Raw genomic sequence first — 25877 nt, 5'->3', positions numbered from 1 at the left:
TTAGAAGGAAAAATCGATACCGAATGTATAGGTCTTGGCGATGGGAATCTCCCATCCACGGCTGCTATACTGGTTAACCTCCGGATCGGCATTTTTAAATTTTGAGAAGGTAAGCAGGTTGGCTCCGTTAAAGTAGACTCTGGCTGCTCCCATCCTGATACGATCCGTAACGTGGGACGGAATTTTGTACGCTAATTGCACGTTTTTCAACCGGAGAAAAGACGCATCGTAAAGATGCCGGCTGCTCACCTGATTCACGTCCTCGAGATCCCGACCGGAGACCATGGGCAGGCTTCCTGACGGATTTGAAGGGCTCCACGTGTTTTCTACGAAGTACTGTGACCGGATACGCTCCCAATAGTAACCGTCGTCGGCGACATCACGCGAGGCCGCATCGTATAGTTTCCCTCCAATCTTGTATATGAAATTTAGACCAAGGCTGAAGTCCTTATAGGTTATATCGGAGTTAACACCCCCATAAAATTTGGGTATACCATCGCCAATGATAACACGGTTTGCTTTGGTGTAATCGTAAGTCGCCGCCCTACCGTTAAAGTCGAAGTCTCCTCCTTGGCCGTCTTCCGCGTTAACATACCATACATTCCTTCCGTTTGTTTGATCGGTACCTGCCCACTCGAGCCCGAAAAAGGCCAACGTGGACTCACCTTCACGGTAAATGAATCGTGTCCGTGCATCGCCGCCGGTAGGATCTGTCCATATAATGTCTGCTCCTTGACTAAGTTGTACTACTTTAGAACGTATATGGCTGCCGTTTAAAGACAACGTCCACTTGAAATCTTCCTTTTTTATGATATCAGAGCCAATCTCAATCTCAATCCCTCTGTTATTAATTTCGCCGATATTCCTCATCGTTGAGCTGAATCCGGTGATCATCGACTGAGGAACGAGCTGCAACAGGTCTTTGGAGGTCCTATTGAAGTATTCGACGGATCCAAAAATTTTATTTTGCAAAAGGCCGAACTCCATAGCGACGTTTGTCGTATAGTTCCTTTCCCATGATAAATTAGGATTGGCCGAATTGCTAAGGCCTCCGCCTGCTAACGTCATGTATTTCGATCCGTAGGAAACCAAAGCGCGCCAATCGAAGTCGCTGGTAGGCAAAGTCCCGTTGACACCATATGAGGCCCTCAATCGTATATGATCGATTTCTGTTATATTTTTCAGGAACTCTTCTTTCGAAATGGTCCATGCTCCCGCGACGGACCAGAAATTACCCCACCGCGGTATCGGACCGAGTCTTGACGACCCGTCTCTCCGAAAGGATGCCGATGCGAAATATTTTTCAGCAAAGTTGTATTCTGCCCGCGAAAGCACGGACATCATCGTATTTCCCCAGCTATATGCAGTCGAGTTCAATGATCCAGCTGTATACACGGTGTGTAGGCTGGAATTCGGAAGATCGCGTCCCGTTGCCCGTATATAATCCGTGTTGTTTTTCTCTGCCTCAAAACCGGCTAATAGTCCGATATTGTGCGATCCAAACGTCTTATTGTAGTTGGCAGTAGTTGACGATACCAGCTTTTGAATATTCGTGGACATTTCGTGTACAACGCCGTTGTCGGTGGCTCCGCTATAATGTTTAGCGCTATAATAGATATGGTCTTTAGTCTCGGTCTCGTCGTACGAGAATATAGTTTTTACGTTTAATTCCGGGAGGAGTTTCAGTGTTAACGATTCTATGGCTGATATTTTTGATATGTTAGACCAGTTTTCCCATTCATTGTTATAGTATAGCTGATTTTGTGCTAAACTACCATATCGGGCCGTCCACGGATCTCCGGTTTTATAGTCTGTCGGCCAATAAAACGGCCACAACAGGTTTCTTGTCTGGAAGAGGTAGCTGGTGCTCGTATTACGGGTGTCATTCATTCCGACGAGCTTCGTTTTCGCTAGATTAATGTTGGAACCAAATTCAAGCATTTTTCCAATCTTTTGTGTAAGATTAACGCGGCCTGACACGCGGTTGTAATCGTTTAGAATGGCTCTGCTTTTATCCGTCGTATAATTAAGCGAGGAATAATAGCTTGTATTTTCATTGGCGCCGCTAACAGCGATGTCATTTGCATTAAAAATGCCCGTGCGGAACAATGCATCGTCCCAATTAAAGAATTTTCCCTCGCGATTCTCTACGCCGTCTGTTCGACCAGCAATATTCACGTTTTCCCACATGGACGTGCCGTTCGTGGAAAATTCGTAGCCATGCCTGCCAAAGTTATTATTGAAGCGGTTCAGTACCCATGTATTGGCTGCCTCATCGCTCAGCCCCGCCGCCTTGCGGGAGTCGAATAGCACACTGTACAGGACATTAATCTGATCTTGGACCGGCGCGCTTTCGTAGTTGTCTGTAGCCCATGTCGGACTTAGCGCTACCGACGATTTGAAATCAATTTTCGGAGCGCCTGTTTTACCCCGTTTTGTTGTTATAATGACAACACCGTTTGCTGCCCGCGATCCATAAAGCGAGGATGCGGCCGCGTCTTTCAATACAGTGATGGACTCAATGTCATTCGGATTGAGTGTACTCATCACGTTGTTGCTGTTCGCGATATAGTCGCCAAGCTGTGAAGTCTGCCCTGAGATCACAGGAACGCCGTCGATAACATACAGCGGCTCATTCGAGGCGCTCATAGATCCGATACCTCTTATCCGGATGGACGGTGCGGCGCCCGCTTGCCCCGAAGTGGTTGTGACCTGCAGGCCGGGAACGCGTCCCGTTAAAGCCTTCTCAAACGACGTGTTCGGCTGGTCGTTAATTTCGCTAGCTTTAATTTCCTTTGCCGATCCCGTATAGGTACTCTTTTTCGCGGTGCCATAGGCTACGACCATCACCTCGTCGAGAGAGGTTTCGTCACTTTGGAGCGTCACCTGTATTGTATTCCGGCCCGCGACCCGTATTTCCTGCTCGGCATAACCTACTGCCGAAATAACTAACGTCGCATTTGGATTTGCGTTGATGGTAAACAGCCCGCTCTCATTAGAAGAGGTGGCTAGACTTGTTCCTTTAATGGTGACTGTCACGCCGGATACCGGTGCTCCTCCGGCATCCGTAATTTTGCCCGCAATGGACATTTGCTGTGCATTTACAACATGCAGGGCGCTGCATGCCGTGAGGCACATCGTGGTTAGTAGATGTTTATTCATAACTGATAGAGAATGTATACGCTAAATATACCGTATAATTTTTGTTTGTTAAAATAATGTTAATTAAAAATGTGCTTTCGTGGAATTTTATTCAGAAATATAGGTTGTGTGCTGAATGATTCATAAAAAAAAGCAGCCGGAAGGCCGCCTTTTTTTATGAAATATGTTTAACGACGCCTATCCCTGGGCGGTCCGGAAGATGGCATATGCCGTCCGATACACGCATGCCATCAAAGATATCGTTGCCGATTAGGAGCGCACCATCTAAGTCGGCCCAATCTACCAGTGGGGCCAGCTGCGCCGCGGCGGAGATCGCGCAGGAGGTTTCGGTCATACAGCCCAACATCACTTTCATATCAAGCGCACGGGCGACTTCAGCCATTTTTTTAGCTTCGCGCATACCGGTGCATTTCATAAGCTTGATGTTTATGCCGGTGTAGACGTCTTTCAATCCTACAATATCGCGTAAGCGCTGACAGCCTTCGTCGGCTATGGTTGGGATGGGCGAACGCTCCGTAAGCCAAGCCATGTCATCTATCTGCTCCTTAGGCATGGGCTGCTCCAAAAAAACGACGTCACGTTCTGCAAGCCAATGAGCCATTTCCAGCGCTTCCTCCTTGTCCTTCCAACCTTGGTTAACGTCGGCACATAACGGTACATCCGTAACAGACCGGATGGTGTCGATGATCATTTTGTCTGTATCCAGTCCCAGTTTCACCTTAAGGATCCTGTATTCCTGGGCTTCCGCTACCTTCTGCCGGATCATCTCCTTGGTATCAATTCCGATGGTGTAAGAGGTGGGAGGAATCAACGAAGGATTTAGGCCCCAGATCTTATAAAAAGGCTGCCCCATCAGCTTGCCAAGCAGGTCATGTAAAGCAATATCAATCGCTGCCTTTGCTGCGGTGTTCTTCTCTGCTATGGCATCAACATAGGTCAGGATCTCTTCTGTCTGAAACGGCGAGGAAAAGGGGGAAAGATCTATTCTATCCAGAAAGGAGATGACACTTTCCTGCGTTTCTCCGAGATAGGGCGGCATGCTTGCCTCGCCATAGCCTATAACGCCGTCGTACTCCAGCTCCGTCAGCACAACGGGGGTTGTCGTCCTGCTGAACGACGCTACCGTAAAGACATGGCGCATTTGCAGCGTATATGGGCGAAAACGTAAGGTGAACTTTCCCATGCTTTTTGAAGATCCGTCGATTGTTCGCATGTGTTCCTTTTGTTAGTTATTTTTGTAATAGGGGTTTTCTTCTACCTTCTGAATCGCCGGGTCGTTGCTGCCAATATAGCGGCGTGCGGCGACGACAGTCCTGGTCTGAAAGTCGTCATAATTTTCTGCGCCCTTCAACATGCTGTTGATGCGGACGGTTCCTGCTGCGTGGATAAAGGTGCCATTCCCCATATAAAGTGCTACGTGCGTAACCCTTGGATTCGCCTGTTTTTGTTTTCCTCCAGCGAAAAACAATAGATCGGCGGGTTTCAGGTTTTTCAATGCTTTATCAGGATCGAAGTTCCCTGCAGCGTCGAGGATATCGACAGGCTCACCGTGTAGAACCTGCTGGGAAGCATCGCGCGGAATGACGTAACCATTCATGAAATAGGATGTCTTTGTGAATCCGCTGCAGTCGACTCCTTTGACTGACGTACCACCCCATAAGTAAGGAAGCCCGAGCATAGATTTCGCACTGGCGAGCACGTTTTCAGGAGTAAGCTGCCTTGATTGCAGCCAGTCGTCGAACATGGTGGCCTCCTTTTTAGGGATATAGGCTGTCCGTTGATCGGGGTATGATACTTTATAAAAGTCGCGGTCCTCGCCAACCAGGGAAAGCACATTACCGTAAACGAGGTCGGACACGCGCACACTTTTTAGATCGGGCTGTGAATACGACTTCCCAAACTCGTCGGTATAGATGATGCGTTTCTGTTTCCATTTTGAAAGCGATGCTTCTGACATTGGAACGATGGATGATGTCGGCACCCAGGCGATATACCCTTCGGGTGTCCTAACCAGGAAGTCTCCGCCGTCCTTCTGAAGGATGTCCACAACGGCGCCCATAAGAAGCTGTGTTGCCATTTCGGCGGAGTGGGCGGGTTTTGTCCGTAGGTTCGCAACGGAGAGGTTGACCACCCCCCATTGTTTCGCGCCCACGGAAGTGTCGGGCAGGGTGTGTATGATATAGCTGCCTTTGAAGCCTGCTAGTGCTGACCGTAGTATCTCCTTGATACCGGCCTCGCTTGTTATGATGGTGTATTCGTTTGCGGTGACATTCGCATCGGCCAATTCGAGAATTGCCGTCCGTTTATCGGGCGCATGGTCAGCGCGCGTTTCAGCCAGTACTTTTTGCACCTGAAAGTACGTCGTGGAGTCTACCTGTGCGTGCACCACATAGCTTTGTGTTGCTAAGAGGGCAATAAATGCGGTTTTATGGAGTAGATTTATCATGTCTTATGGCTTTGCTGCGAATATAAGTCAAAAAAGATCATTTAGGAACGTAAATATGCGTTTTTTTTCTTGTTTTTGTTTGTCTTTCGTACTAATCAGCAGAAATGTTACACCATGGACGGGGCATGGGTGTTCAGTGGCTCGCAATAAAGCCGGTATAATCGCAGCGAGCCAGATCCGCGGACACCAATAAGCCTGCGAGCGGTGTTTTGATGTTGTACTTATCAAAATGCGCGTATATTTTGTATTATTGTACCCAGACAACATATTTTATCATACATGAGTTCAAGACGACAATTTATAAAGCAGTCTTTAGTTGGGGCGGTTGCTGCGGGTGTCGCTGGCGACGTATTTGCCGGAAACGCTCAGGCGGCCGGGAAGCCAGTGGTAATTTCTACATGGGATTTTGGAGTCGCCGCCAATCAGGCTGCCTGGGAAGTGCTGAAAAATAAAGGACGTGCCTTAGATGCGGTTGAAAGAGGTGTTAAGGTTGCCGAGGCGGATCTGTCTAATCCTACAGTAGGAAAGGGGGGATATCCCGACAGGGACGGACATGTTACCCTAGATGCCTGTATCATGGACGAGCTTGGCAATTGTGGGGCTGTCGCCGCTTTAGAACATGTGACACATGCCATTTCTGTAGCCCGTTTAGTAATGGAAAAGACTCCGCATGTCATGCTCGTCGGAGAAGGGGCACTACAGTTCGCTTTGGATAACGGTTTCGTGCGGGAAAATCTGCTTATTCCGTCCTCGGAGAAAGCTTGGAAAGAGTGGCTGAAGGAAAAGCAATACAAACCGATCATTAATATCGAGAACAAATCTTTTAATACGGAGCGTCTGCCGGGAAACCAATATAATCACGACACGATCGGGATGTTGGCGCTGGACGCCCATGGCAACCTGTCGGGAGCGTGCACCACAAGTGGGATGGCTTTTAAGATGCGGGGACGGGTAGGAGATAGCCCGATCATCGGTGCAGGATTATACGTGGACAATGAAGTTGGCGGAGCGACTTCCACCGGCGTTGGCGAGGAAGTTATCCGCACGGTAGGAAGTTTTCTGGTCGTGGAACTCATGCGTCAAGGTTATCCTCCGGAGGCAGCCTGCAAGGAAGCTGTTGAGCGGATTGTGAAAAAGAAGCCCGCAACGGCTAAAGAAATACAGGTGGGATTTCTGGCATTAAATAAAAAAGGCGAGTATGGTTCTTACGCCTTGCAGTCGGGTTTTACTTATGCTGTATGCAACAAGGACAAACAAGACCTGATTGTTAAAGGAAAACATATTTTCGGCTAAGGAGAAGAGCGGTGTCGGCTAAACGTCATAAGCGCTCGGAAGAGCCATTTCTTCTCGATTATTTTCTAACTTTGATGTATAACATTTGAACTTGTAAAATGAAAGCAACATTTGGAGGTGGCTGCTTTTGGTGCACGGAAGTGATATTCCAAAATACCAAAGGCGTGAATACGGTCTTGCCGGGATATATGGGCGGTAAGACGGATAACCCGACGTATAAGGAAGTTTGTAATGGTGATACGGACCATGTCGAGGTGGTTCAGCTTGACTTTGATGAGCATGAGGTCAGTTTTGAGGAGCTGTTGAAGGTCTTCTTTAAGACGCACGATCCAACCACGTTAAACCGACAGGGGAATGATATTGGAACACAATACCGTTCGGTGGTATTTTATCACAACGAGGCGCAGCGTGAGGCGACCGAGAAATTTATCCAGCATCTTGAGGACGAACAGGTGTTTGCTGATCCTATTGTGACCACGGTGGAGCCTGCCGTCACCTTCTGGGAGGCTGAGGATTATCATCACGACTACTTTAACCAGAATCCGGGGAATCCATTCTGTGCGGCTGTGATTGCGCCTAAATTGCAGAAGTTTCTAAAGGAATATCAGGGATAGCGCCTCAGTCGGGCAGTGAAATATAAAGCGCGGATCTTTTGGAGGTCCGCGCTTTTTGTGTGTTTAGAAAAGGGTCGTCTGTCCCGAGTCGTCCAGGTTGATGTCGTCGGGATTGGTTATCTCCAGCCGGACCTCGTCGGTCTGTCCGTTGTCGGCATCTTGGGAAGGGGTGTGGACGGTGTCCGCAGCTTCTTTTTCTTCCGGCGCACTTTCTGCGGGCCGGACTTTTTCGGCTAAGTCCACTTCCGCCGTCAGTAAACTGACCTGTTTTACGGTGTGGAAAGACAGTCTGTTTCCCTGTGCTTTCAGTCCTTTGACATCGATGATTTCGTTCAACGGCTGGTCAATGGTTTCGGGCGTTTGCGTTTTTCCTTTTAACAGATCGATACGGACCACCGGTTCCTGTCCATTCGTTAATAGTATGAGTTTCGAGCCGGGGCTATCGTTAATAAAGGATACCCGCTTGCCTATTGGTTGATCTTCGAAGACGAACCGCTTGACGTAGTACGTCCCCGACTTGCCATCTTGGTGTATTGCCGTATAGACGTGTTTAGGGTCGTATTTCTCCATGCGGAGGATGTTTGCGTCGAAATGGTTGCTCAGGTCGAAGCTAGAAAACTCATAGGAGCCGTCGGGGAAGACAAGCAGGATCTTGTCATCACCATCAAATTCGCCCAGATAGCGGCCTCGTTCATCTGCATTTAGTCGTCTGAGCACATCGTCAAACCATATCTTCCGTCCTGCCAGCGTCGATACACCTGCGTTTTTAAATGTTATCTTTTTAATCGGATATTTGGAGACAATATTTCCTTGCGATGCTCGTCCTTTGATCGCGATTTCCGCGAAGTCCTGATCAAAAGTTAGCTTACGCAGCTTGGAATGGGGTTTTAGCTGTATATTGACAACTTCGGCTTCTCCGTTGGGATTAGCCGTGAAGTAAAGCACTTTCGAACCTTTTGTACCTTTGGTGATGTCGTATTCCTTGTCCCGTGTCACCGCGGTGACGGCAAAACGCTTGATGTAGCTTGTTCCCGTGGTACCGTCGCTGTAAATGGCGTTATAGATGGTACGTTCATCGCCCTTTTTAAAGACGGCAACATGGATGATATCTTTTCCGACAAACACCTTTTCCTGTACCTTGACAACAGCATATTTGCCGTCCGCGCGAAACACAATGATATCATCAATGTCCGAGCATTCGGACACGAATTCGTCCTTACGCATTCCTGTGCCTATAAATCCTTCCGCCCGATTCACGTATAGCTTAGCGTTGGCAAGTGCGACCTGCGTAGCTTCTACCTTGTCGAACACGCGGATTTCTGTTTTCCGCTCCCTCCCTTTGCTATATTTGCTGCGGAGGTGCTCAAACCAGTCGATGGCATACTCTGTTAGGTTTTTCAGGTGTTTGCGGACCTGTTTGATATCTTCTTCCAGGGATTTCATCTGTTCATCCGCTTTCGCGACGTCAAAACGTGTAATGCTGCTCATCGGTTTGTCGATAAGCCGTTTGTAGTCTTCGGGGAGAATCTCCCGGTAGAACTGCGGAAAGAAAGGTTCAAATAGTCGATTGAGCACCACGACAACCGTTTCGAAATCGCCGGCGTTTTCGTAGTCAGGATGCTTATACATGCCTTCCTGTATGAAAATTTTCAGGAGCGAACTAAAGAAAATCTTTTCCTGTAGCTCGTGAAGTTTGATTTCCAGTTCTTTTTTGAGAAGCGCTTTGGTCTGCTTGGTGTTTTCAATCAACACATCATTCACACTCATAAAGTGTGGTTTGTTATCGATGATGACACAGGTGTTTGGCGAGATGGACGTCTCACAGGCAGTGAATGCGTATAGGGCATCGATCGTGACGTCAGGCGATATTCCCGGAGCCAGGTGTACGATAATCTCTACCTTCTCTGCTGTGTTGTCCTCGATTTTTTTAATCTTGATCTTACCTTTATCGTTGGCTGCAACCACGCTTTCTATTAAACCTCCGGTAGTGGTTCCGTAGGGTATCTCTGTAATTGCCAGTGTTTTTTTGTCTCTTTCTTCAATTTTTGCTCTAACCCGGATCTTGCCCCCCCGGCGTCCTTCGTTGTAGTTGGAGACATCAGCTAACCCACCTGTCGGGAAGTCGGGCACGATATTAGGCCGTTCGCCTTTTAGCACCTGTATGGATCCGTCGATCAGCTCGATAAAGTTATGCGGCATGATCTTGGTGGCCAATCCTACAGCAATACCTTCGGCACCTTGTGCCAGTAATAAGGGGAATTTGACCGGTAAGGTCACGGGCTCCTTATTACGGCCATCGTAGCTCAGTTGCCATTCGGTCGTATCAGGGTTGAATACGACTTCGTTTGCGAATTTGGATAGCCGGCCTTCGATGTAACGGGGGGCAGCAGCGGAGTCGCCGGTGATAGGGTCGCCCCAGTTTCCCTGGCAGTCGATGAGTAAGTCCTTTTGGCCAAGCTGCACCATGGCGTCGCCAATGGAGGCATCACCATGTGGGTGGTACTTCATGGTGTTTCCAATGACGTTGGCGGCTTTGTTATATCGTCCGTCGTCCATCTCCTTCAGTGAGTGGAGTATACGGCGTTGCACGGGTTTGAAGCCGTCGTTGATATGGGGCACGGCCCGGTCAAGAATAACATAGGAAGCATAATCAAGAAACCAATTTTCGTAAAGTCCCGAAAGAGGGATTGTACTATTCAGCTCATGATCCTGCTCCACTTTGTCGGCATCTTGGTTCTCAGCGGGGAAATTTGTTTCTTCGCTCATTTACGATATAATAGCTTTTGTAATGATACAGTAATAGTTGCTTTGAAAGCAGGTAAAAATAAGAAAAATCGCGAATTTTTTAGCGTGCCATTGGTCTTTTGGCCGGAATTCTGCTAATTTTAAGCACAGAAACAACAACAATATGGAAATGATAAAATTGTATAACGGTGTTGAAATTCCGGCCATTGGATTTGGTACATGGCAGCTCACGGAACGCATTGAGGAGGTGACAGGAACAGCTTTAAAGGTTGGTTATAAGCACATTGATACGGCTGCTGTATATGGAAATGAAAGGGAAATAGGCAACGCAATCAAAGCTAGCGGGATAGATCGTTCGTCTCTCTTTATTACGTCTAAGGTATGGAACAGCGACAGAGGATATGACAATACGCTGAAGGCTTTCGAAGCGTCGCTGGAACGCTTACAGACGGAATACTTGGACCTTTATCTCATACATTGGCCCGCCAACGCGAAGCGGGAGAATGCCCCACAGGAGAATGCAGACACATGGAGGGCGTTGGAGGAGTTGTATGCGGCGGGCAAGGTTAGAGCGATCGGCTTAAGCAACTTCCTGAAACATCACGTTGCCGCTATCCTGGAGGTTGCTTCGGTGAAGCCAATGGTCAATCAGCTGGAAATACACCCAGGTTATCTCCAGACCGAGACAGTGGAGTACTGCAGGGAGAATGAGATGGTGGTGGAAGCATGGAGCCCCATCGGGTCGGGACGTCTTCTTCAGGATGAGACACTGGTTGCCTTAGCGGTCAAATATGGGGTCTCGGTAGCCACATTATGTATACAGTTTCTGCTGCAGCAGGGACTTGTCGTGTTGCCTAAGTCCACAAATCCAAAAAATATAGAAAGTAACCTTCACTTTGACCGATTCGTCATTGCTGATGAAGATGTAAACGCTATAAAAAATATGGCTATCAGCGGATTTTCAGGATTAAACCCCGACGAGATCGGCTTTTAGCGGAAGAGCTTAGCGACGTAGATATATGCAGATTTAGGCCTCTACAGCTTTATGATAGCAGATCCCGACAGCTTTATAGCTTACAAAGAAGCCGCCTCCAATAGCGGAGAGCGGCTTCAACTAACCAACCCAAATGCCTAGCGTAGTGTAAATTTTGCTTCTTTTAAATCTCGGGAGTTTGTTCCGATAAAGACGACGAAGTCGCCCGGCTCGGCTTCCCACTGTAACTCGTTGTTATAGAATTTCAAGTCGTCGATGCCGATCTCGAAACTAACATCCCGGCTCTCTCCTTTTTTTAGGAAGATCTTTTGAAACGCCTTCAGCTCTTTTACGGGACGGGTAACGGACGCATAGCTGTCGCGCAAATACAACTGAACGACTTCCTCGCCATCGTAATTGCCCGTATTTTTAACTGTCACTGTTGCTAAGATTTTTTCGTCTGCTGTGATGCTGTTTTTGTCTAATCGGATATCACTGTATTCGAATGTGCTATAGCTCAGTCCATAACCGAATGGGTACAAGGGTTGGTTGTTTACGTCGAGGTAGTTGGACCGGAACTTTTGAAACCACGCACCTTCTGCGAGCGGACGTCCCGTGTTTTTTGCGCTATAATAGAGCGGGATCTGTCCGACGTTTTGCGGAAAGGTTGCGGGAAGTTTTCCTGACGGATTCACATCGCCAAACAGCACATCGGCAACAGCTTTTCCTGTCTCTGTTCCTCCAAACCAGACGTTGAGTATAGCCGGTACATGTTCGTGTTCCCAGGTGAGTGTCAACGGGCGGCCGGTAAATAACACTAAAACTACGGGCTTGCCGGTTTGTAACAGTGCTTCGAGAAGACGCCGTTGTGTATCAGGTATGCCAAGGTCGGTGCGGCTGGAACTTTCGCCGCTCATCTCAGACGATTCTCCCAACGCGGCGACAATGACGTCTGCTGATTTTGCCACTTCTAGTGCTTCTGCAATAATTTGCTCTTCGGGGCGTTCATCGCGGGGGATCGTGCGGCCAAACATGGTAGCCCGCTCTTGATAGTGAGGGTCGGACATCAGGTTGGCCCCCAGGTGGTGTACGATGTCTACCTGGCCGCCGAGCACGGCGCGCATGCCTTCCAGTAAGCTGGGGGTGTTTTCCAGGTCGGCGCTGACGCTCCAGGTGCCGGGCATATTGGGACCTGTATTAGCGAGCGGACCGATCAAGGCCACCGTGCCGTTCTTCTTCAGCGGAAGTGTCTGCTTGTCGTTTTTCAATAGGACAAACGATTTGGCAGCCGTTTCGCGGGCCTTTGCCAGGTGGGCAGGTGTGAGAATGTTGCCTTTCGCCCGTTCCTCGTCGCAGTAGCGGTATGGATCGTCGAACAAGCCTAATTTATATTTAGCTTTCAAGACAAGGCGGCACGCTTCGTCTATCTCTTCTATAGACACCTTACCTTCATCGAGCGATTTTTTCAAGGTTGTTAAGAATCCTTCGCCGACCATATCCATATGTATGCCTGCCTTCAAGGCGAGGGCAGAAACGGTTTGCAGGTCGCCTAATCCATGATCGACAAGTTCATTGATGCCGGTGTAGTCCGTTACCACCATTCCATTGAAGCCCCATTGCTTGCGCAGTACGTCGGTCAATAGCCATTTGTTGGCAGTGGCGGGTACGCCGTTGATATCGTTGAATGAAGCCATGACGGTCCATGCTCCCGCGTCGATGGCGGCCTTGTAAGGAGGCAGGTACTCATTGTACATGCGGTGTAAGCTCATGTCGGTCGTGTTATAGTCGCGTCCTGATTCGGCGGCTCCGTATAGCGCAAAGTGTTTAACACAGGCCATAAGCGTGTTGTTGGCTGCAAGGTTACTGCCTTGGTAGCCTTTGACCATTTCGGCGGCGATGCGCGCACTGAGGTAGGTGTCTTCGCCGCTTCCTTCAGAGATGCGTCCCCAACGTGGGTCCCTCGAGATGTCCACCATCGGCGAAAAAGTCCAGTTTAAACCGTCTGCTGTAGCCTCTACAGCGGCGATGCGTGCGGTCTCGCGGATAAGGTCCATGTCCCACGTGGCCGCGAGGCCTAGCGGGATAGGAAACATGGTCTTATAGCCGTGTATCACATCCATCCCAAAGATGATAGGGATCCCGAGCCGCGAATGTTTCACTGCCAGCTCTTGTGCTGCGCGGATTTTAGAAGGAGAGGACATGCTGAAGATACCTCCGATCTGCCCCGCTTTTATTTTCGTCTCGACGCCTGTCGACACCACCGATCCGGTGACCGCTTCTCCGCCCGTGACCAGATTTAACTGGCCGATTTTCTCTTCCACCGTCATCTTGCTCATCAATCCTGAAATGAATGTTTCCATTTTTGGATCGGTCTGGGCTTTGACGCTCCAGCTGCACGTCGCTGCAAAGCTGAGCATCCATATCGCTATTTTTTTCATCCGAATATTTATCTATAAGTATTTAAATTCATTTGTACAGACGAGCTCTTTATGCTCGGTTTGTTCTTTAATGGCGGTGGAACTTGCGTATATTATCGTTTATGGCAAGCTGGCTGTATCTTAAAAAGAATCAAGCTGTTGTTTTTAATCCACTTTAACTACGGGAAAACGTTCGGACACACCATTTTCGTTGATAGCCTCTATAGTAAAGTAATAGGGCTTTTGGCTGTCCATGGCTTTATAGTAGTATTCGTTTGCATCGTGTACCATGATACAGTTGTAGAGCTTGTCGGGCGCCAGTCCGGTATAGATATTGTAGGCATAAGCCTCGCTTACTGGGGTCCACTTGATCCAGGCACTGCGTTTGTCTTTCTCGGTGCGCATGACTATGAATTGATTTACGGCCGGGGGAGGTGTCTTCGCTCCCTTGCCGAAAATGCGTAGCCCGCTGATAGCGAATTTGCCGGAAGGCACGTGTACATTCTCCAGTTTAATATAGCGTGCCTTTACGGGCTCGCCAAGCTCGATGTAGTCGTGTGGTACGTCAGTTTTATTTCCGCTTTTATCGACGATGGTCTGCCATTTTTTTCCATCTAAAGAAGCCAGTATCTTATATTGATGGTAGATGTCTTTCATCTTTCCCAGAAAGCTGCTGTCTACATCCTGATCAGCGTAGTTGATTTGTAGGGCGTATACGGTCGAAATGTCGCCGAGATCGGTACTGATCCACTCGCCCTTTTTGCCCGAAGAGGCGCTCCAGTAGGTCTTCATACTTTCGTCGACGGCGTGGTTGGCCGTATAAGCGCCGAAGGTAGAGGATGCTGAAACGGGCTTCTTGTAGTTAAGGAGCATCCATCCTGTAAACTGGCCGGCTTTGCTATGATCAGGCAGATAATGTGGATAGTCGCCGAACGCGGTATTACTGTACATAATATCATCTTGATCAAAGTATGTCGGCCATATACCGAGCCGCCGCTCGAAGTTGTTTTTTACGCCCAGTACGATGGTCGAGACGTGCCAGTAGTGTCCATGTTTGTCCAGAAAGGTCGACCCGTGGCCTGCGCCGCGCGCAAAGCCGCCCGGCTTATAGCTTAGGGGATCCGATTGTTTGACAAAAGGTCCCAAAGGAGACTCTCCAACGGCGACGCCGTCCGCATAGCCGCTGAACTCTGTTCCCGGTGCAGCGAACTGGAAATAGTATTTGCCGTTGTGCTTGGTCATGTGTGCACCCTCCAGAAAAGGATCCAGGAAGGTGTTGTCCATGTATTCGCCAAAACGTTGCCATCCGTAGCGCCAGTCCTCCAAATAAAGCAGTTCCTTACGCGTTCCTTTGGGCTTCATGGTTTTTCTGTCTAATTCGATGCCGTATAGAGGATAGCGATTGCTACTACCATTGTACATGTAAAAGCGCCCATCGCTATCCGTAAAGAAATCGGGGTCCCATCCGCCGATTTCGAAGCTGTCGACGAGCGGTTTCCATTCGTTATCCTTCGGGTTGGTGCTCATCCAGATGGTAAAGTTATCCGTATACGTGCTTCCGAACACAAGCATTGTGTCGCCGACGACGCCCACGGCCGGAGCACATAGTTCATCGTATACATCGCCATTCCAGGGGCGTAGGAATTTGCGGGGTTTAAATGTCCAGTTGCTCATGTCCGGGCTCCACCAATATCCCCACTGGTTTGTGCTGAACAGATAGTAATCGTTGTTGTAGTTCACGATGACAGGATCTGCTGTTGCACGGTGGCGCCCCCACTCGGAGAAATTGGGTATAGGGGTGTAGCCGTAATCCAGGTTGATCGGGTTGCAGTATGTTTGAGGCGTATGGTTGGCCTGCCCCCAGGCGGCCGCGGCTAAAATGGTTCCTATCAATATGAAGATCGAACGCATGGTTTAATTTTTTAAATATGTGCTCTGAAAACCTAACTTTCGTAAGCCCGCCTGTACGTCGGGGGCCTGCATAAACAGATTCCAGATAAAGGCGTCTTTATAGTTTTGTATCATAACGACAATAGGTCCTTGATCGATGGCGAGGTAACGTTGGGGAAACCAGTTTTCGGATTCGCTATAGGCGTCGTAAAAACCATACCGGCCCCAAACTTTTTCTCCAATGCTGTCTGTTAAATAACGCATGAAGGCAAGGCTCTCCTTTGGAGTGTAAGGCATCGAAGACAGGGCGGCGGTAGGAGAGATAACACCGGTCGGGTCATTATCTGGATGGTGGGCATTGTAGCCGTTGGTGGAGTAGCTAGCCGTCCATCCCCAGCCTTTGTCGGCGCCATAGCCTTTGAACTGCTTTGGGTTCTGTTCAGCATAAGCGATATTGATTTTCGTGTGGTTTGTTACCACGTCTTCGTAGTTGGCATATTGATCGGATAGTCCCTTGGGGTTTAAGCCAAGAAATGAATAATGTGCCCAGAAGAGCGGTCCAACTTCGCCTTCCTTTGCGTTATGTTTAACGATCGTTGGAATACCGTATTTCTCTGCTGTAGAGCGGATCGCACCGCCGCGTGCCCATCCTTCGTGGTAGGTTGATGCCGGAATGGGGTGCGTAGGAGAGGAGGCCGCCAGTATGTAAGCGATCATACACTCGTCGAACCCCTGTATGGCGTGGTTCATGCCCCAGCCGTGGTTCGGGCTCCAATGCCAGTAGAGTACATCTTTGCCATTGCGGTAGAAATCCCAGTTGATTCCTTTCCATAGTTTGTCCGCCATTTCGGCCACCTTCTTGTCGGCCTCGCTGCCGTCTTTATAAAACTCCCGGATACAGATTAGCGCCTGCGCCATAAACGCTGTTTCTACAATATCGCCGCCATCGTCGTTCTTGCTGAATGCCTTCGGCTTTCCGGTATCGCCAAAGTACCAGTGCGACCAGGCTCCTTGGAAGCGTTGTATACTGTCGAGAAAGGTTAGCGACCGTTCTATGTGATTGCGGCCGGCCTCCGTGCTGATATACTCGTTGTGTATACCAACCAGTATGGCCATGAGCCCAAAACCGCTTCCTCCGATAGTCACGACATTTTTGTCGTTCTCCGGATAGTCGCCGTCAAGGTGAATACGCTCCCGTGCAAGTCCTGAGTTTGGTTCTGCTCCCTCCCAGAAATATTGAAACGTTTGTTTCTGCACCAGGGACAGCAGAGAGTCGTCGGACTGTTCGGTCCGCTGATTTATGGCCTGCGTCGAATCCCCCGACGGGGATGTGCAACTAAAGGCATATAGGCCAAGGGCCATGTATGTTAAAAAAAGTCTCATGTTCTTCCTTTTTCCTTTAAGGTGGTGGTTACTCATCATTAATGGTTGTAAGCTTATTGTTAATTATGTTGATTGTCGGCATAGAACTTCCCATAAAGGTGTGGGCGCCCCGGGATGCTGCCCGGACAAGGGTGCGCTCCACTGTAGGATAAAATTAGATTACAGTTCTGCGTGAAAGGATGGAGCCCGTGACGAGGGGCTCCATCAGCATGAACGTCCGTACAACGACTGTTATACTGTCTTACGTGCATATTATACCGTCGGCAGTACATATTGTTATGACTTAGTAGTCAGGATTCTGGATAAGTACACCTCCAGATTTATCAATTTCAGTTTGAGGAATCGGAAGATATCGGTTCCGGATCTGGTATCCTGTCTTGCCCGCGGCGTGTAGGGTTTGGACGTCTATTTCCCAGCGAACCAGGTCAAAGAAGCGCTCATTCTCCATGCCCAGCTCTACCTGACGTTCGTGGCGTATAGCGTTTCTGATCGCAGCCTGCGCTGTCGTTGTTACCCTCGGAAGAACGTCGGCAGTGCCCCTCGCGCGGCTCCGTACAAGTTCCAGATAGTTCAGTGCCTTTTCTGTCTGGCCTAGCTCATTGGCCGCTTCAGCAGCTAACAGCACGACATCCGCATACCGGATCACCCTAAAGTTAAACCATTCCCCTTGCCGGCTACCTGTTGAGCGGCGGATTGCCGGGTCGGTATACACTTTTTTGTTCCAGTATGGGCGAGGTAAGCCGCTGGGGAGCGTTTCGTTATACGGGGCATTAATCCTTCCCGTATACAACAGGGTTGCGTCCTTACGGGGGTCGCCCTCCTCAAATGCGCCGGCGAGGATTTCATTGGGCACGTTCCATCCCCAACCAAGATCCCATTCGCCTGATCCTCTGACGCCCTGCCTGCTTGCATAGGTGAGCCCGAGGTTTGTTGTTCCCTGCTCGTAAAATGCCTGAATCTCAAAAACAGACTCTTTGCTGTTTTCCCGGTTTTCGCGGAATATCTCATTGAAGGGCACACTGAGATCATACTGTCCGGAGTTGATCACCGATTCCGCTGCGGCCAGCATGCTGGACCAGCGTTTTCTCGCGGCGAACGTCTTGGCCTGCAACGCGTTTGCCGCTCCTTTTGTTATTCGGCCGGGGTAGGTGCCGCCCCAGTCTTTTTCTGCCGGAAGTATGGCTGCAGCCTCTTCCAGGTCCTTATCTATTAGTGCGTAGATTTCGTCTATGGTAGACTTGGGTTTCACGGCGTCGGTGGTCTCGACGATTTTATTGGTGATTAAGGGTACTTCGCCGAAGGCCCGTACCAGATTGAAGTAGGCGAAAGCACGGAAAAACTTTGCTTCTGCAATGTTGACCATGGTAGCGTCGTCGGGCGCTTCGATCGCTTCGCCATCGTCAATGACTATGTTGGCCAGATTGATGAATGTATAATGTCCCGACCAGTACGAGTTGATAAGCCAGAAATCCGTTGAGTATTGAAAGTTGTCGAATATTGCTTCCGCATCGGCACCATCGGATGGAAGGCTTCCCTTGTCGGCGTCGTCTGCCCTGATGTTATGAACAGCTATATAAGGTAAGCCGCTGATGGCTTCATTACGCAGGCCGGAGTACAATCCAAACACCTTCGATTCAAGTGCTCCTGCCGTAAGGTCGTCTTCTGTCATCCGGCCCTGAGGAAGCCTGTCTAAAAAGTCTTTTTTACAACTTCCCAACGTTCCGATGGCCAGTGCGCCAATCAAGAGGAACCGGTTTATTTTGGATATATTTCTATTTTTCATTGTGTGTCGAGTATGTTTAGAAATCAAGATTAATACCGAATGTATAGACTGCGGGGAGCGGGTAGGTACCCTTATCTACTCCGAACGATGTTGCCGTGCCGCCTATTTCCGGTGTAAATCCTGTCGCTTTTGTCGCCGTAAATAGGTTTTGGGCGTTCAGGTACACGCGCAAAGATTTCAGTTTAATATTCTGTAGCATCTCCGGATTAAATCGATAGCCAACCTGGAGGTTTCTGAGGCGGAAGAAGCTGCCGTCTTCAATCCAATAGCTGGAAACCAGCCGGTTGTTCGCTCTTCCGCTGTGTAGTATAGGTTCCCAGTTGGATGTTCCGGCTCCGTTCCAGCGGTCCATCCTTTCCGTTTGATAGTTGAATTGAGCAAACGCTCCCCGATTCCAATCGCGGAAGATCTCGTTACCGTGTACGCCCATAAAGTCGGCGCCAAAATCAAAACCTTTATAATTCAGCCCGACGCTAAACCCATATGTGAAGTCGGGTGTAGGATTTCCTATCAATGTTCTGTCATTTTGGTCAATGCGGCCGTCGCCGTTGATGTCCCTGTATTTGATGTCACCGGGGAGTACGGTATGAAGTGTGTTTGTTGGTGAGGCACTTATTTCTTCTTCTGTCTGATAAATTCCGTCGGAAACATAACCATAGAAGTAACCAATCGGGTGTCCCAGGGTTGTTCTGGAAATCCCGTCGGTGATTTCGTACCCTTCGTTCACCAATGATAACACTTTGTTCCTTATCGTCGTGATATTCCCCGAGATTGAGTAGGATAGGTTGTCGCTGATGGGCTGTCTCCAGGTTGCCGAAAGTTCGATTCCCGAGTTTTTGATCTCGCCGGCGTTTGTAAGTCCAGGTTTGCTGCCTAGCAGGCCGGGCTCGCGCACAATAATATCGTGGGTGTGCTTACTGTAGTAAACGCCCTCCAGGCTAAGTCTATTGTTAAGCGTCGCCATCTCCAATCCGGCTTCCCATGCGTTAACTTTTTCCCAGCTAAGGTTCGGGTCGACGATATATTCAGGAGTGTAGGCAGGGAAGATAATGTTCCCAAAAACGGCGGAGTTATCGGGCTCCAGCAATGGGTATAGCGGATAATAGTCAGACCCTGTGTTCTGTACGCCTAACTGTCCCCATGATCCTTTAAGCTTCAGATTGTTAAAGACAGTCTGTTCTTTCATGAAGTCTTCGTTTGTCAGTACCCAGGCTGCTCCGATTGTAGCAAAATTATTCCATCCTTTGCCAAATCTGTAGAAGGCTGATGTTCCATCCCGTCTAAATGAGGCATTGATCAGATATTTTTCCTTATAGTTATACAAAACACGTGAGAGGAAGGATAGCGTTGCAAATTCTTCGGCAGCGCCAGTACTCCTTCGGGTAGGCTGCGACGTCATATTGACGTACCAAAACCTAGGGTCGTCTGGTATAGGATCGCCGCTACCCTGGGTTCCACTACCGGTTGTAAATTCATATCCCCGGAAATAGGATGTCCAACCCGCCGTTGCTGTGACGTTGTGATCGCCAAAAGAGTTTTTATAGGTCAATAACCAGTCGGATTGTATCTTCGAGTAGGTGTTTTGATACTGATCCACCGAGGTGATCATTGTGAGTCTGTCCGTTTTATCGGCGCCAGCTATCTCGGGGTTATATACGTTGATCAGTGGCGAATATGTCCTTCCTTTATTGAAACCATAATCGTACAAGATACTTGCGCGGAATGTGAAGTTCTTCAGAAAGTCGATCTCCCCGTACAGGCTCCCGGTTGTCCTGTATTCCTGCTGGAGCGACTTGTCGCTTAGATTCATCACGCTAACCAATGGATTTCGGATCTGTGCGCGCTGGAAGTCAGGTAGCGTGTGATACAGGCCATATTCTTCGTTAAAAACGGGAGCGATCGGAGCGGCGCGTACGGCACTGGCGATAATCGGATTATAGAAATCGTCGTTGCGGGGTATATTCGACCGATAGCCGGTAAGGTTCACGCCGATGCGGAAGTTGTCTGTGATACTTAGCTGGTCGTTCAGTGTCAACGTGATTTTGTCTAACTTTTCGTTCTTTACGACCCCTTCGTCGAGCATATAGCCCAAACCGAGGTAAAGCTTGTTTTTCTCGTTGGCGGCGCTGACACTTAGATTATTGAAGTTTATTATTCCCGTTTGGAAAATTTCACGCTGCCAATCGGTGTTCGCGTTCCAGTTGGTAAAATCATAGGGGTCTATGCCTTCATTGACGCGTTGCTCGCTGTAAAGCGTTCTGAACTGTTCGGCATTAGTCATGCTCATTCTGTCCTGCACGGATTTGAATCCGACCGATGTATTGAAGTTGAAGTTGACCTGTCCCGCTTTGGCCGATTTTGTTGTCACGACGATTACGCCATTTGCACCGCGTACACCGAATATGGCCAATGAGGATGGATCCTTCAGAATTTCCATAGATTCGATGTCGGCAGGGTTGACGAAGTTCATGTTATCGTTTAGAATCCCGTCGATGACATATAGCGGCTTGGCCCCGTTGATGGAATTTGTTCCCCTGATCCGAATGTCGGGCTCGGCGCCAGGTCTTCCGGAGTTTACTATCTGCAGACCGGCGACCTTACCTTGCAGCGAGGCCAAAGGGTTTGAGTTGGGTTTATCGGCCACCTCGTCTCCTTTAATGCTTGTTATGGATCCTGTAAGATCTCTCTTTCGCGCTGTACCATAGCCGATAACCACGACTTCCTCCAGCGCCTGATCTTCGTTGACTAGGAATATGTCGAGGTTTGTCTGGTCGCCGACGATCGATGTCTGTGGTGCGTACCCGATAAATCTAAACGTCAGACTGTCGGTTGGGGCAGCCTCAATAGAAAAACGGCCGGCGGCGTCCGTTTGCACATTCTGCCCGCTCGATGCTGACACGGTCACGCCGGGTAAGACAAACAGCGACTGGCTGTCCTTTACCGTACCGGTGACGGTTTTAACCTGGGCCAATCCATAGGAGAGGATAGAGGCTAAAAACAATAAGAGCGTAAATAACTTCCTCATAGAGTTGCTTTTTGTTTAGTTATAGTTCTGAAAATAATAACTGGTTAACCTAACACAGTGTTTATAATTAGAACAAAGATGTGATGTATTCGTTTCGGGAGGAAATAATTTGATTTCACATTGCTACTTCATGGCTTTTTGGCTGCTACAACGAGGGACATTGGTCTTTTTAAAGATGTTGATAATCAGTGTTATATTGGTATTTTGGGTTTGCTCAAAATAGTTGTCATAGTGTTTTTTATACACTATGATGATGTAGTGGTGATGATGTAGTGTTTTTATCGCTCCAAAAGAAACTCGGTGAGGTTTTTTTCGGTGGGTAGGCCGAATTTTTTCCGGAGCCGGTAGCGGCGGATCTCGACGCCTCTCGTGGTAATATTGAGTAGGGATGCAATATCTTTGCTCGACATATTTAAACGAAGGTATGCGCAAAGCTTGAGATCGTTTGGCGAGAGCGTAGGATAATCGGCTTTTAATTTTTTGAAAAAGTTTTCGTGCGATTCATTGAAACTCTTTTCGAATAGATCCCAGTCCCGTTCGTCGCTTCGGGCATTATCCATAAGCTTGTTTACCTTCTGCAGCTGGTCGGTGGACAGCTTATTTCCGTTTTTATCTTTTAGGTTGAGGAGCTCCTCGTGCAGGTTGTTTAAGAGCTCGTTTTTATACACAATATTGGCGGCCGCGTTGGCAAGTTCACGGTTTTTCAGTTCCAGCTCCTGTGTCAGCTGTGCATTTCTGACTTCGATAAGCTTTTTCTCATTTTGCTCCGCTTCTTTTCTTAAAAGTTCCTCCTGGCGGCGATGTAACTTTTGCCGCAAAGCGAGTTTGTCGCGTTTGATTTTTTCAATAACCAGCTTCCGGGCCTGCACCACGCCTACACCTAACAACATGATATAAAAAATGATGGCGGGCCATTGCAGATACCAGGGCGGGTTGATGGTAAACCGCTGTTCTGTAATCTCCGAAACAGCACCCGTAGCGCTGATAGCTCTAACTTTGAACGTGTAGGTCCCTGGGCTCAGATTGGTATAATCGATATAAGGTGTCTCAGAAGATTTCGACCATTCGTCTAGATAGCCTTCCAGCATGTATTGGTACTTTATGGCGGACGTCAGGTACCAAGGCGAGGAAAAGAGTATGCGGATATTGTTCTGCTTGTTGGATAATGCCTGTTTGAAGTCGATATAACGGGAAGAGTCCGACGGTGCCGAAATGTCCTGGAAGCCAAGGATTAACGGCGCCGCTATCCGAGTGTTGCCCTTAGCGTTGCGATCGAAAATGGCGATGCCGTTGTCGAGTCCGAAAAGAAGGTGCCGGCCTGCTGGTTCCACTACCTCGTAATTCTTCATTACCATGTCTTCCAGGTTGTTAAAGATGGCAGAATCGACGTTCACCTGATTTTGGTCAAAATTTACCAACGCGAAATGTCCTTGATTTGAAAAAAGATAGGCTGCATTACCTAAATGCTTGATGCGCTTCGAACGGGCGTACGAGCCCAATGCTTTGTTGAAATCTTCGTAGGGTTTGAATTTAGATAGTACGTTATCGTAGATAAAGATGCCTTTGTCTGTCGCGAACAGTGTATTGCCTTGTACAGCCACCGGGGTAACGTACTGTACATTGGGTAGGTCTTTATTAAAGGAGAACGATTTGCTAACACGTAATGATAGGAAGTCGGGCGAAAATTCAATAATCTCCATGCGGTTGTTGAGCACTGTCCAGAACGAGCGGGTGTCTTTAGGAAACAAAGCAATAACGGCAGCCTTAGGGGTGGGGAATTTGTGTTTTAATCCCCACCGGCCGTTGTCCGAGAAGAGCGCCAGGCCGGTGTAGTTCCCCTGGAGGAACAGCGATGGCATTCCGGGGACCTGTATGTTCGCCCAGCCGCCTGTCCAGGGCGATATACGGCTTAATGTAGCGCCTTCCACGAGGAATGTGCCATCGTTGTGCCCACATATGAGTTGCCCGTTGAACACATCGAGCGCCCAGACCTGTCCCTGGGAATTCGGGACGAATGTGAAGTTGAAGCTAGAAGATGTGTCGTCACTACCCGTCCAATCGCTGTAAAATAGGCCTTGATTCGTACCTAGATAGATTTTATTTTGGAATACTTTGATGGCGTAAACCGTACCTATTTCGCCAAAGATATCTTTATAATAGTAAAAGGGAGAGTTGATCTCGATACGGTCGATCCCGTTGTCCAGACCCGCCCAGATGTTGCCCTGACGATCGAGAGCCATACTCAGAACGGTATTGTTCTGAAGTCCGTTCCGTTTATGAATATGGTGTAAAATATTTCCCTTGTCGTTTATGATGAAAATGCCTTTTTTTATTGTGCCGAAAGCAAATGTGCTGTCGTTCAACTTTACGCCATTGTTTAATTGAGATTCCTTAAGCAGTTTGTTTATAAGTTTGTCTGGATTCCACGGAGCGGCTTCCCCATTTTGTTTTAGCATAAAGAGACCGTCCTTAGCCGTACCAATCAGATAGGTATCCTGACGAAGGGGCAGCATAGCAAGAACATTTGTAAGCTTAGATAATAAGGGGGTGAACTTGTTTGCAGACCAGTGATGAAGTCCGGATGGTATTTTTTCAATCCAGAACTTATCGGCTACCTGATGTGCAAAAAGAAAAGGTTCGCCGTTTCCATAGTGTACTTCTATTTTTCCGCTTTTATATAGGTAATACTTGGAAAAAGATTGAAACATGATGCCGTCGCTGACGAAAAGAATTTTCCAGATCTCATCGTTTTCGAGTATATCAGGATCTACAAGGTGGGAGAGTTTGCGGTATCGAAGGCCGGTGCCTGTTTGTTCGTAATAGCCAAACTCTTCTTTGCCGCCAACGTATATTTTACCGTCAGGGGCGACAGCGACACTTCTGGCAAAGTTCTTATTGTCCAAGTGGTATAATGCCCAGTAGGCGCCGTCGTAGGCGACAAGTCCGTTGTTATTCGCTGCATAAATAATCCCGTCCCGTCCCTGTGCAATGCTCCAGTTTTGGTTGCCCGCCTTATATTGCGACTTTGTAAAGTTTTGCACAAAGGGATTTCCGATCGAAGGGACGGATTGGGCACCGGATTGTAAGCCAAACAGAACGAGGAGAAGCAACAGAGAGACGAATTGGACCATAGACACAAAATATAGCAAAGCGCAAGTTACAAACTCACGCCGTTTTAAACAAAATGTTATTTGCGACCCAACTTTGTCAGAAGTTAATTAATATTGTATATGATTTCTTACGCGAACGCGAAAATTAATATTGGTCTGAACGTCACCGCCCGGCGGGAGGATGGATACCATCTTCTTGAAACCGTCTTTGTGCCGTTCCCCTATTATGATATCCTCGAAATAACGGACAGGAAGGACGGGGGGGGGGCGACGTTGGAGATCACCGGAATCGATCTGCTTCCTGATGATAACAATTTGTGCCTTAGGGCGTACCGGTTGCTGTCGGAAAGGTTTAGTTTACCCAGTGTGCATATTCATTTGCACAAGCAGATACCGTTTGGAGCGGGGTTGGGAGGGGGCTCATCGGATGCTGCAGCGGTTCTGAAAATGCTGAACGAAAAGTTTGGAATTGGGCTGTCTTTTACGGAGCTCGAGCTGGAAGCGTCGAAGCTGGGAGCAGACTGTCCCTTTTTCGTGCATAACAAGCCCATGTTCGCGACGGGCATAGGCACTAATCTTTCGCCTATTACTTTGGACCTGACTGGAAAGTACATCGTTCTCATAAAGCCCGGAGTGCACGTTTCTACGGCCGAGGCTTACCGCGGGATCACACCGAAGGTACCTTCTGAGCCCCTAACAGACCTTATCCAGTTACCTGTTCAGAATTGGAAATACTATATCAAAAACGACTTCGAGGAGCACATTTTTGAGATGTATCCGGTTGTCCGGGAAGCTAAGCTGGCTCTGTACGCGAAGGGAGCGCTGTATGCTGCCATGTCAGGCTCGGGATCGGCCGTCTACGGTATCTTTTCCGAAGAAATCAACCTGGATGACCTTAAACACCTGGGAACCGTCATCTACCCGACCTCTCTTTAGCCCTCCGAGGTAGTCCCGGTTCGGGAATGAGGAGCGAGCGTTAGTCCATCTATTGTTTCCTTACCGGTGGACAGGGCTATTTTTTGCTTATGATGTCACC

General features: G+C 48.6%; 14 protein-coding genes. 4 read left to right on the top strand and 10 right to left on the bottom strand.

Annotated elements, in window-relative coordinates; translation table 11 throughout:
- From BC792_RS05900 to BC792_RS05890, 3 genes are all read right to left on the bottom strand, one after another.
- Positions 1–3162 (bottom strand): SusC/RagA family TonB-linked outer membrane protein, encoded by a 3162-nt coding sequence (locus BC792_RS05900; protein ID WP_148908059.1) that lies wholly within the window; start codon positions 3160–3162, stop codon positions 1–3.
- A gap of 154 nt (positions 3163–3316) precedes the next feature.
- Complete coding sequence (locus BC792_RS05895; RefSeq protein ID WP_148908058.1) at positions 3317–4375, bottom strand: dipeptide epimerase; 1059 nt, start codon at positions 4373–4375, stop codon at positions 3317–3319.
- Positions 4376–4387: 12 nt separating this feature from the next.
- Positions 4388–5608: a C40 family peptidase gene (locus BC792_RS05890; RefSeq protein WP_148908057.1), complete on the bottom strand. Its 1221-nt coding sequence runs from the start codon at positions 5606–5608 to the stop codon at positions 4388–4390.
- A 279-nt stretch (positions 5609–5887) separates the two neighbouring features.
- On the opposite strand from BC792_RS05890, the gene BC792_RS05885 reads away from it, so the two are divergent.
- Positions 5888–6901 (top strand): glycosylasparaginase, encoded by a 1014-nt coding sequence (locus BC792_RS05885; protein WP_148908056.1) that lies wholly within the window; start codon positions 5888–5890, stop codon positions 6899–6901.
- A 98-nt stretch (positions 6902–6999) separates the two neighbouring features.
- Positions 7000–7515 carry a peptide-methionine (S)-S-oxide reductase MsrA gene (gene msrA, locus BC792_RS05880; protein WP_148908055.1) on the top strand — a complete coding sequence of 172 codons (516 nt, stop codon included), beginning with the start codon at positions 7000–7002 and terminating at the stop codon, positions 7513–7515.
- A gap of 63 nt (positions 7516–7578) precedes the next feature.
- On the opposite strand, the gene BC792_RS05875 is transcribed toward msrA, so the two are convergent.
- Positions 7579–10281: a DNA gyrase/topoisomerase IV subunit A gene (locus BC792_RS05875; RefSeq protein WP_148908054.1), complete on the bottom strand. Its 2703-nt coding sequence runs from the start codon at positions 10279–10281 to the stop codon at positions 7579–7581.
- A gap of 142 nt (positions 10282–10423) precedes the next feature.
- Here BC792_RS05875 and BC792_RS05870 point away from each other — a divergent pair, with 142 nt between their 5' ends.
- The gene (locus BC792_RS05870) at positions 10424–11254 is read left to right on the top strand and encodes an aldo/keto reductase (protein ID WP_148908053.1); all 831 of its coding nucleotides are present in this window, start codon (positions 10424–10426) and stop codon (positions 11252–11254) included.
- Positions 11255–11391: 137 nt separating this feature from the next.
- Here the strand turns inward: BC792_RS05870 and bglX are convergent, their stop codons facing one another.
- From bglX to BC792_RS05840, 6 genes are all read right to left on the bottom strand, one after another.
- The gene (gene bglX, locus BC792_RS05865) at positions 11392–13671 is read right to left on the bottom strand and encodes a beta-glucosidase BglX (RefSeq protein ID WP_148908052.1); all 2280 of its coding nucleotides are present in this window, start codon (positions 13669–13671) and stop codon (positions 11392–11394) included.
- Between the two features lie 144 nt (positions 13672–13815).
- Positions 13816–15561 (bottom strand): family 43 glycosylhydrolase, encoded by a 1746-nt coding sequence (locus BC792_RS05860; RefSeq protein ID WP_148908051.1) that lies wholly within the window; start codon positions 15559–15561, stop codon positions 13816–13818.
- A gap of 3 nt (positions 15562–15564) precedes the next feature.
- Positions 15565–16923 (bottom strand): glucoamylase family protein, encoded by a 1359-nt coding sequence (locus BC792_RS05855; protein ID WP_148908050.1) that lies wholly within the window; start codon positions 16921–16923, stop codon positions 15565–15567.
- Positions 16924–17206: 283 nt separating this feature from the next.
- Positions 17207–18706, bottom strand: a complete 1500-nt coding sequence (locus BC792_RS05850) for a RagB/SusD family nutrient uptake outer membrane protein (protein ID WP_148908049.1) — start codon at positions 18704–18706, stop codon at positions 17207–17209.
- Between the two features lie 16 nt (positions 18707–18722).
- On the bottom strand, positions 18723–21731 hold the full coding sequence (locus BC792_RS05845; RefSeq protein WP_148908048.1) for a SusC/RagA family TonB-linked outer membrane protein: 3009 nt from the start codon (positions 21729–21731) through the stop codon (positions 18723–18725).
- A 278-nt stretch (positions 21732–22009) separates the two neighbouring features.
- Complete coding sequence (locus tag BC792_RS05840; protein WP_148908047.1) at positions 22010–24862, bottom strand: helix-turn-helix and ligand-binding sensor domain-containing protein; 2853 nt, start codon at positions 24860–24862, stop codon at positions 22010–22012.
- Positions 24863–24961: 99 nt separating this feature from the next.
- On the opposite strand from BC792_RS05840, the gene ispE reads away from it, so the two are divergent.
- Positions 24962–25777, top strand: coding sequence for a 4-(cytidine 5'-diphospho)-2-C-methyl-D-erythritol kinase (gene ispE / locus BC792_RS05835; protein WP_148908046.1), 816 nt, complete (start codon positions 24962–24964; stop codon positions 25775–25777).
- Positions 25778–25877: the final 100 nt, after the last annotated feature.

Source organism: Sphingobacterium allocomposti, assembly GCF_008124885.1.
Lineage (GTDB): Bacteria > Bacteroidota > Bacteroidia > Sphingobacteriales > Sphingobacteriaceae > Sphingobacterium > Sphingobacterium allocomposti.
Note: the sequence above shows the minus strand (reverse complement) of the source record. Positions and strands in the feature narration are given on the sequence as shown.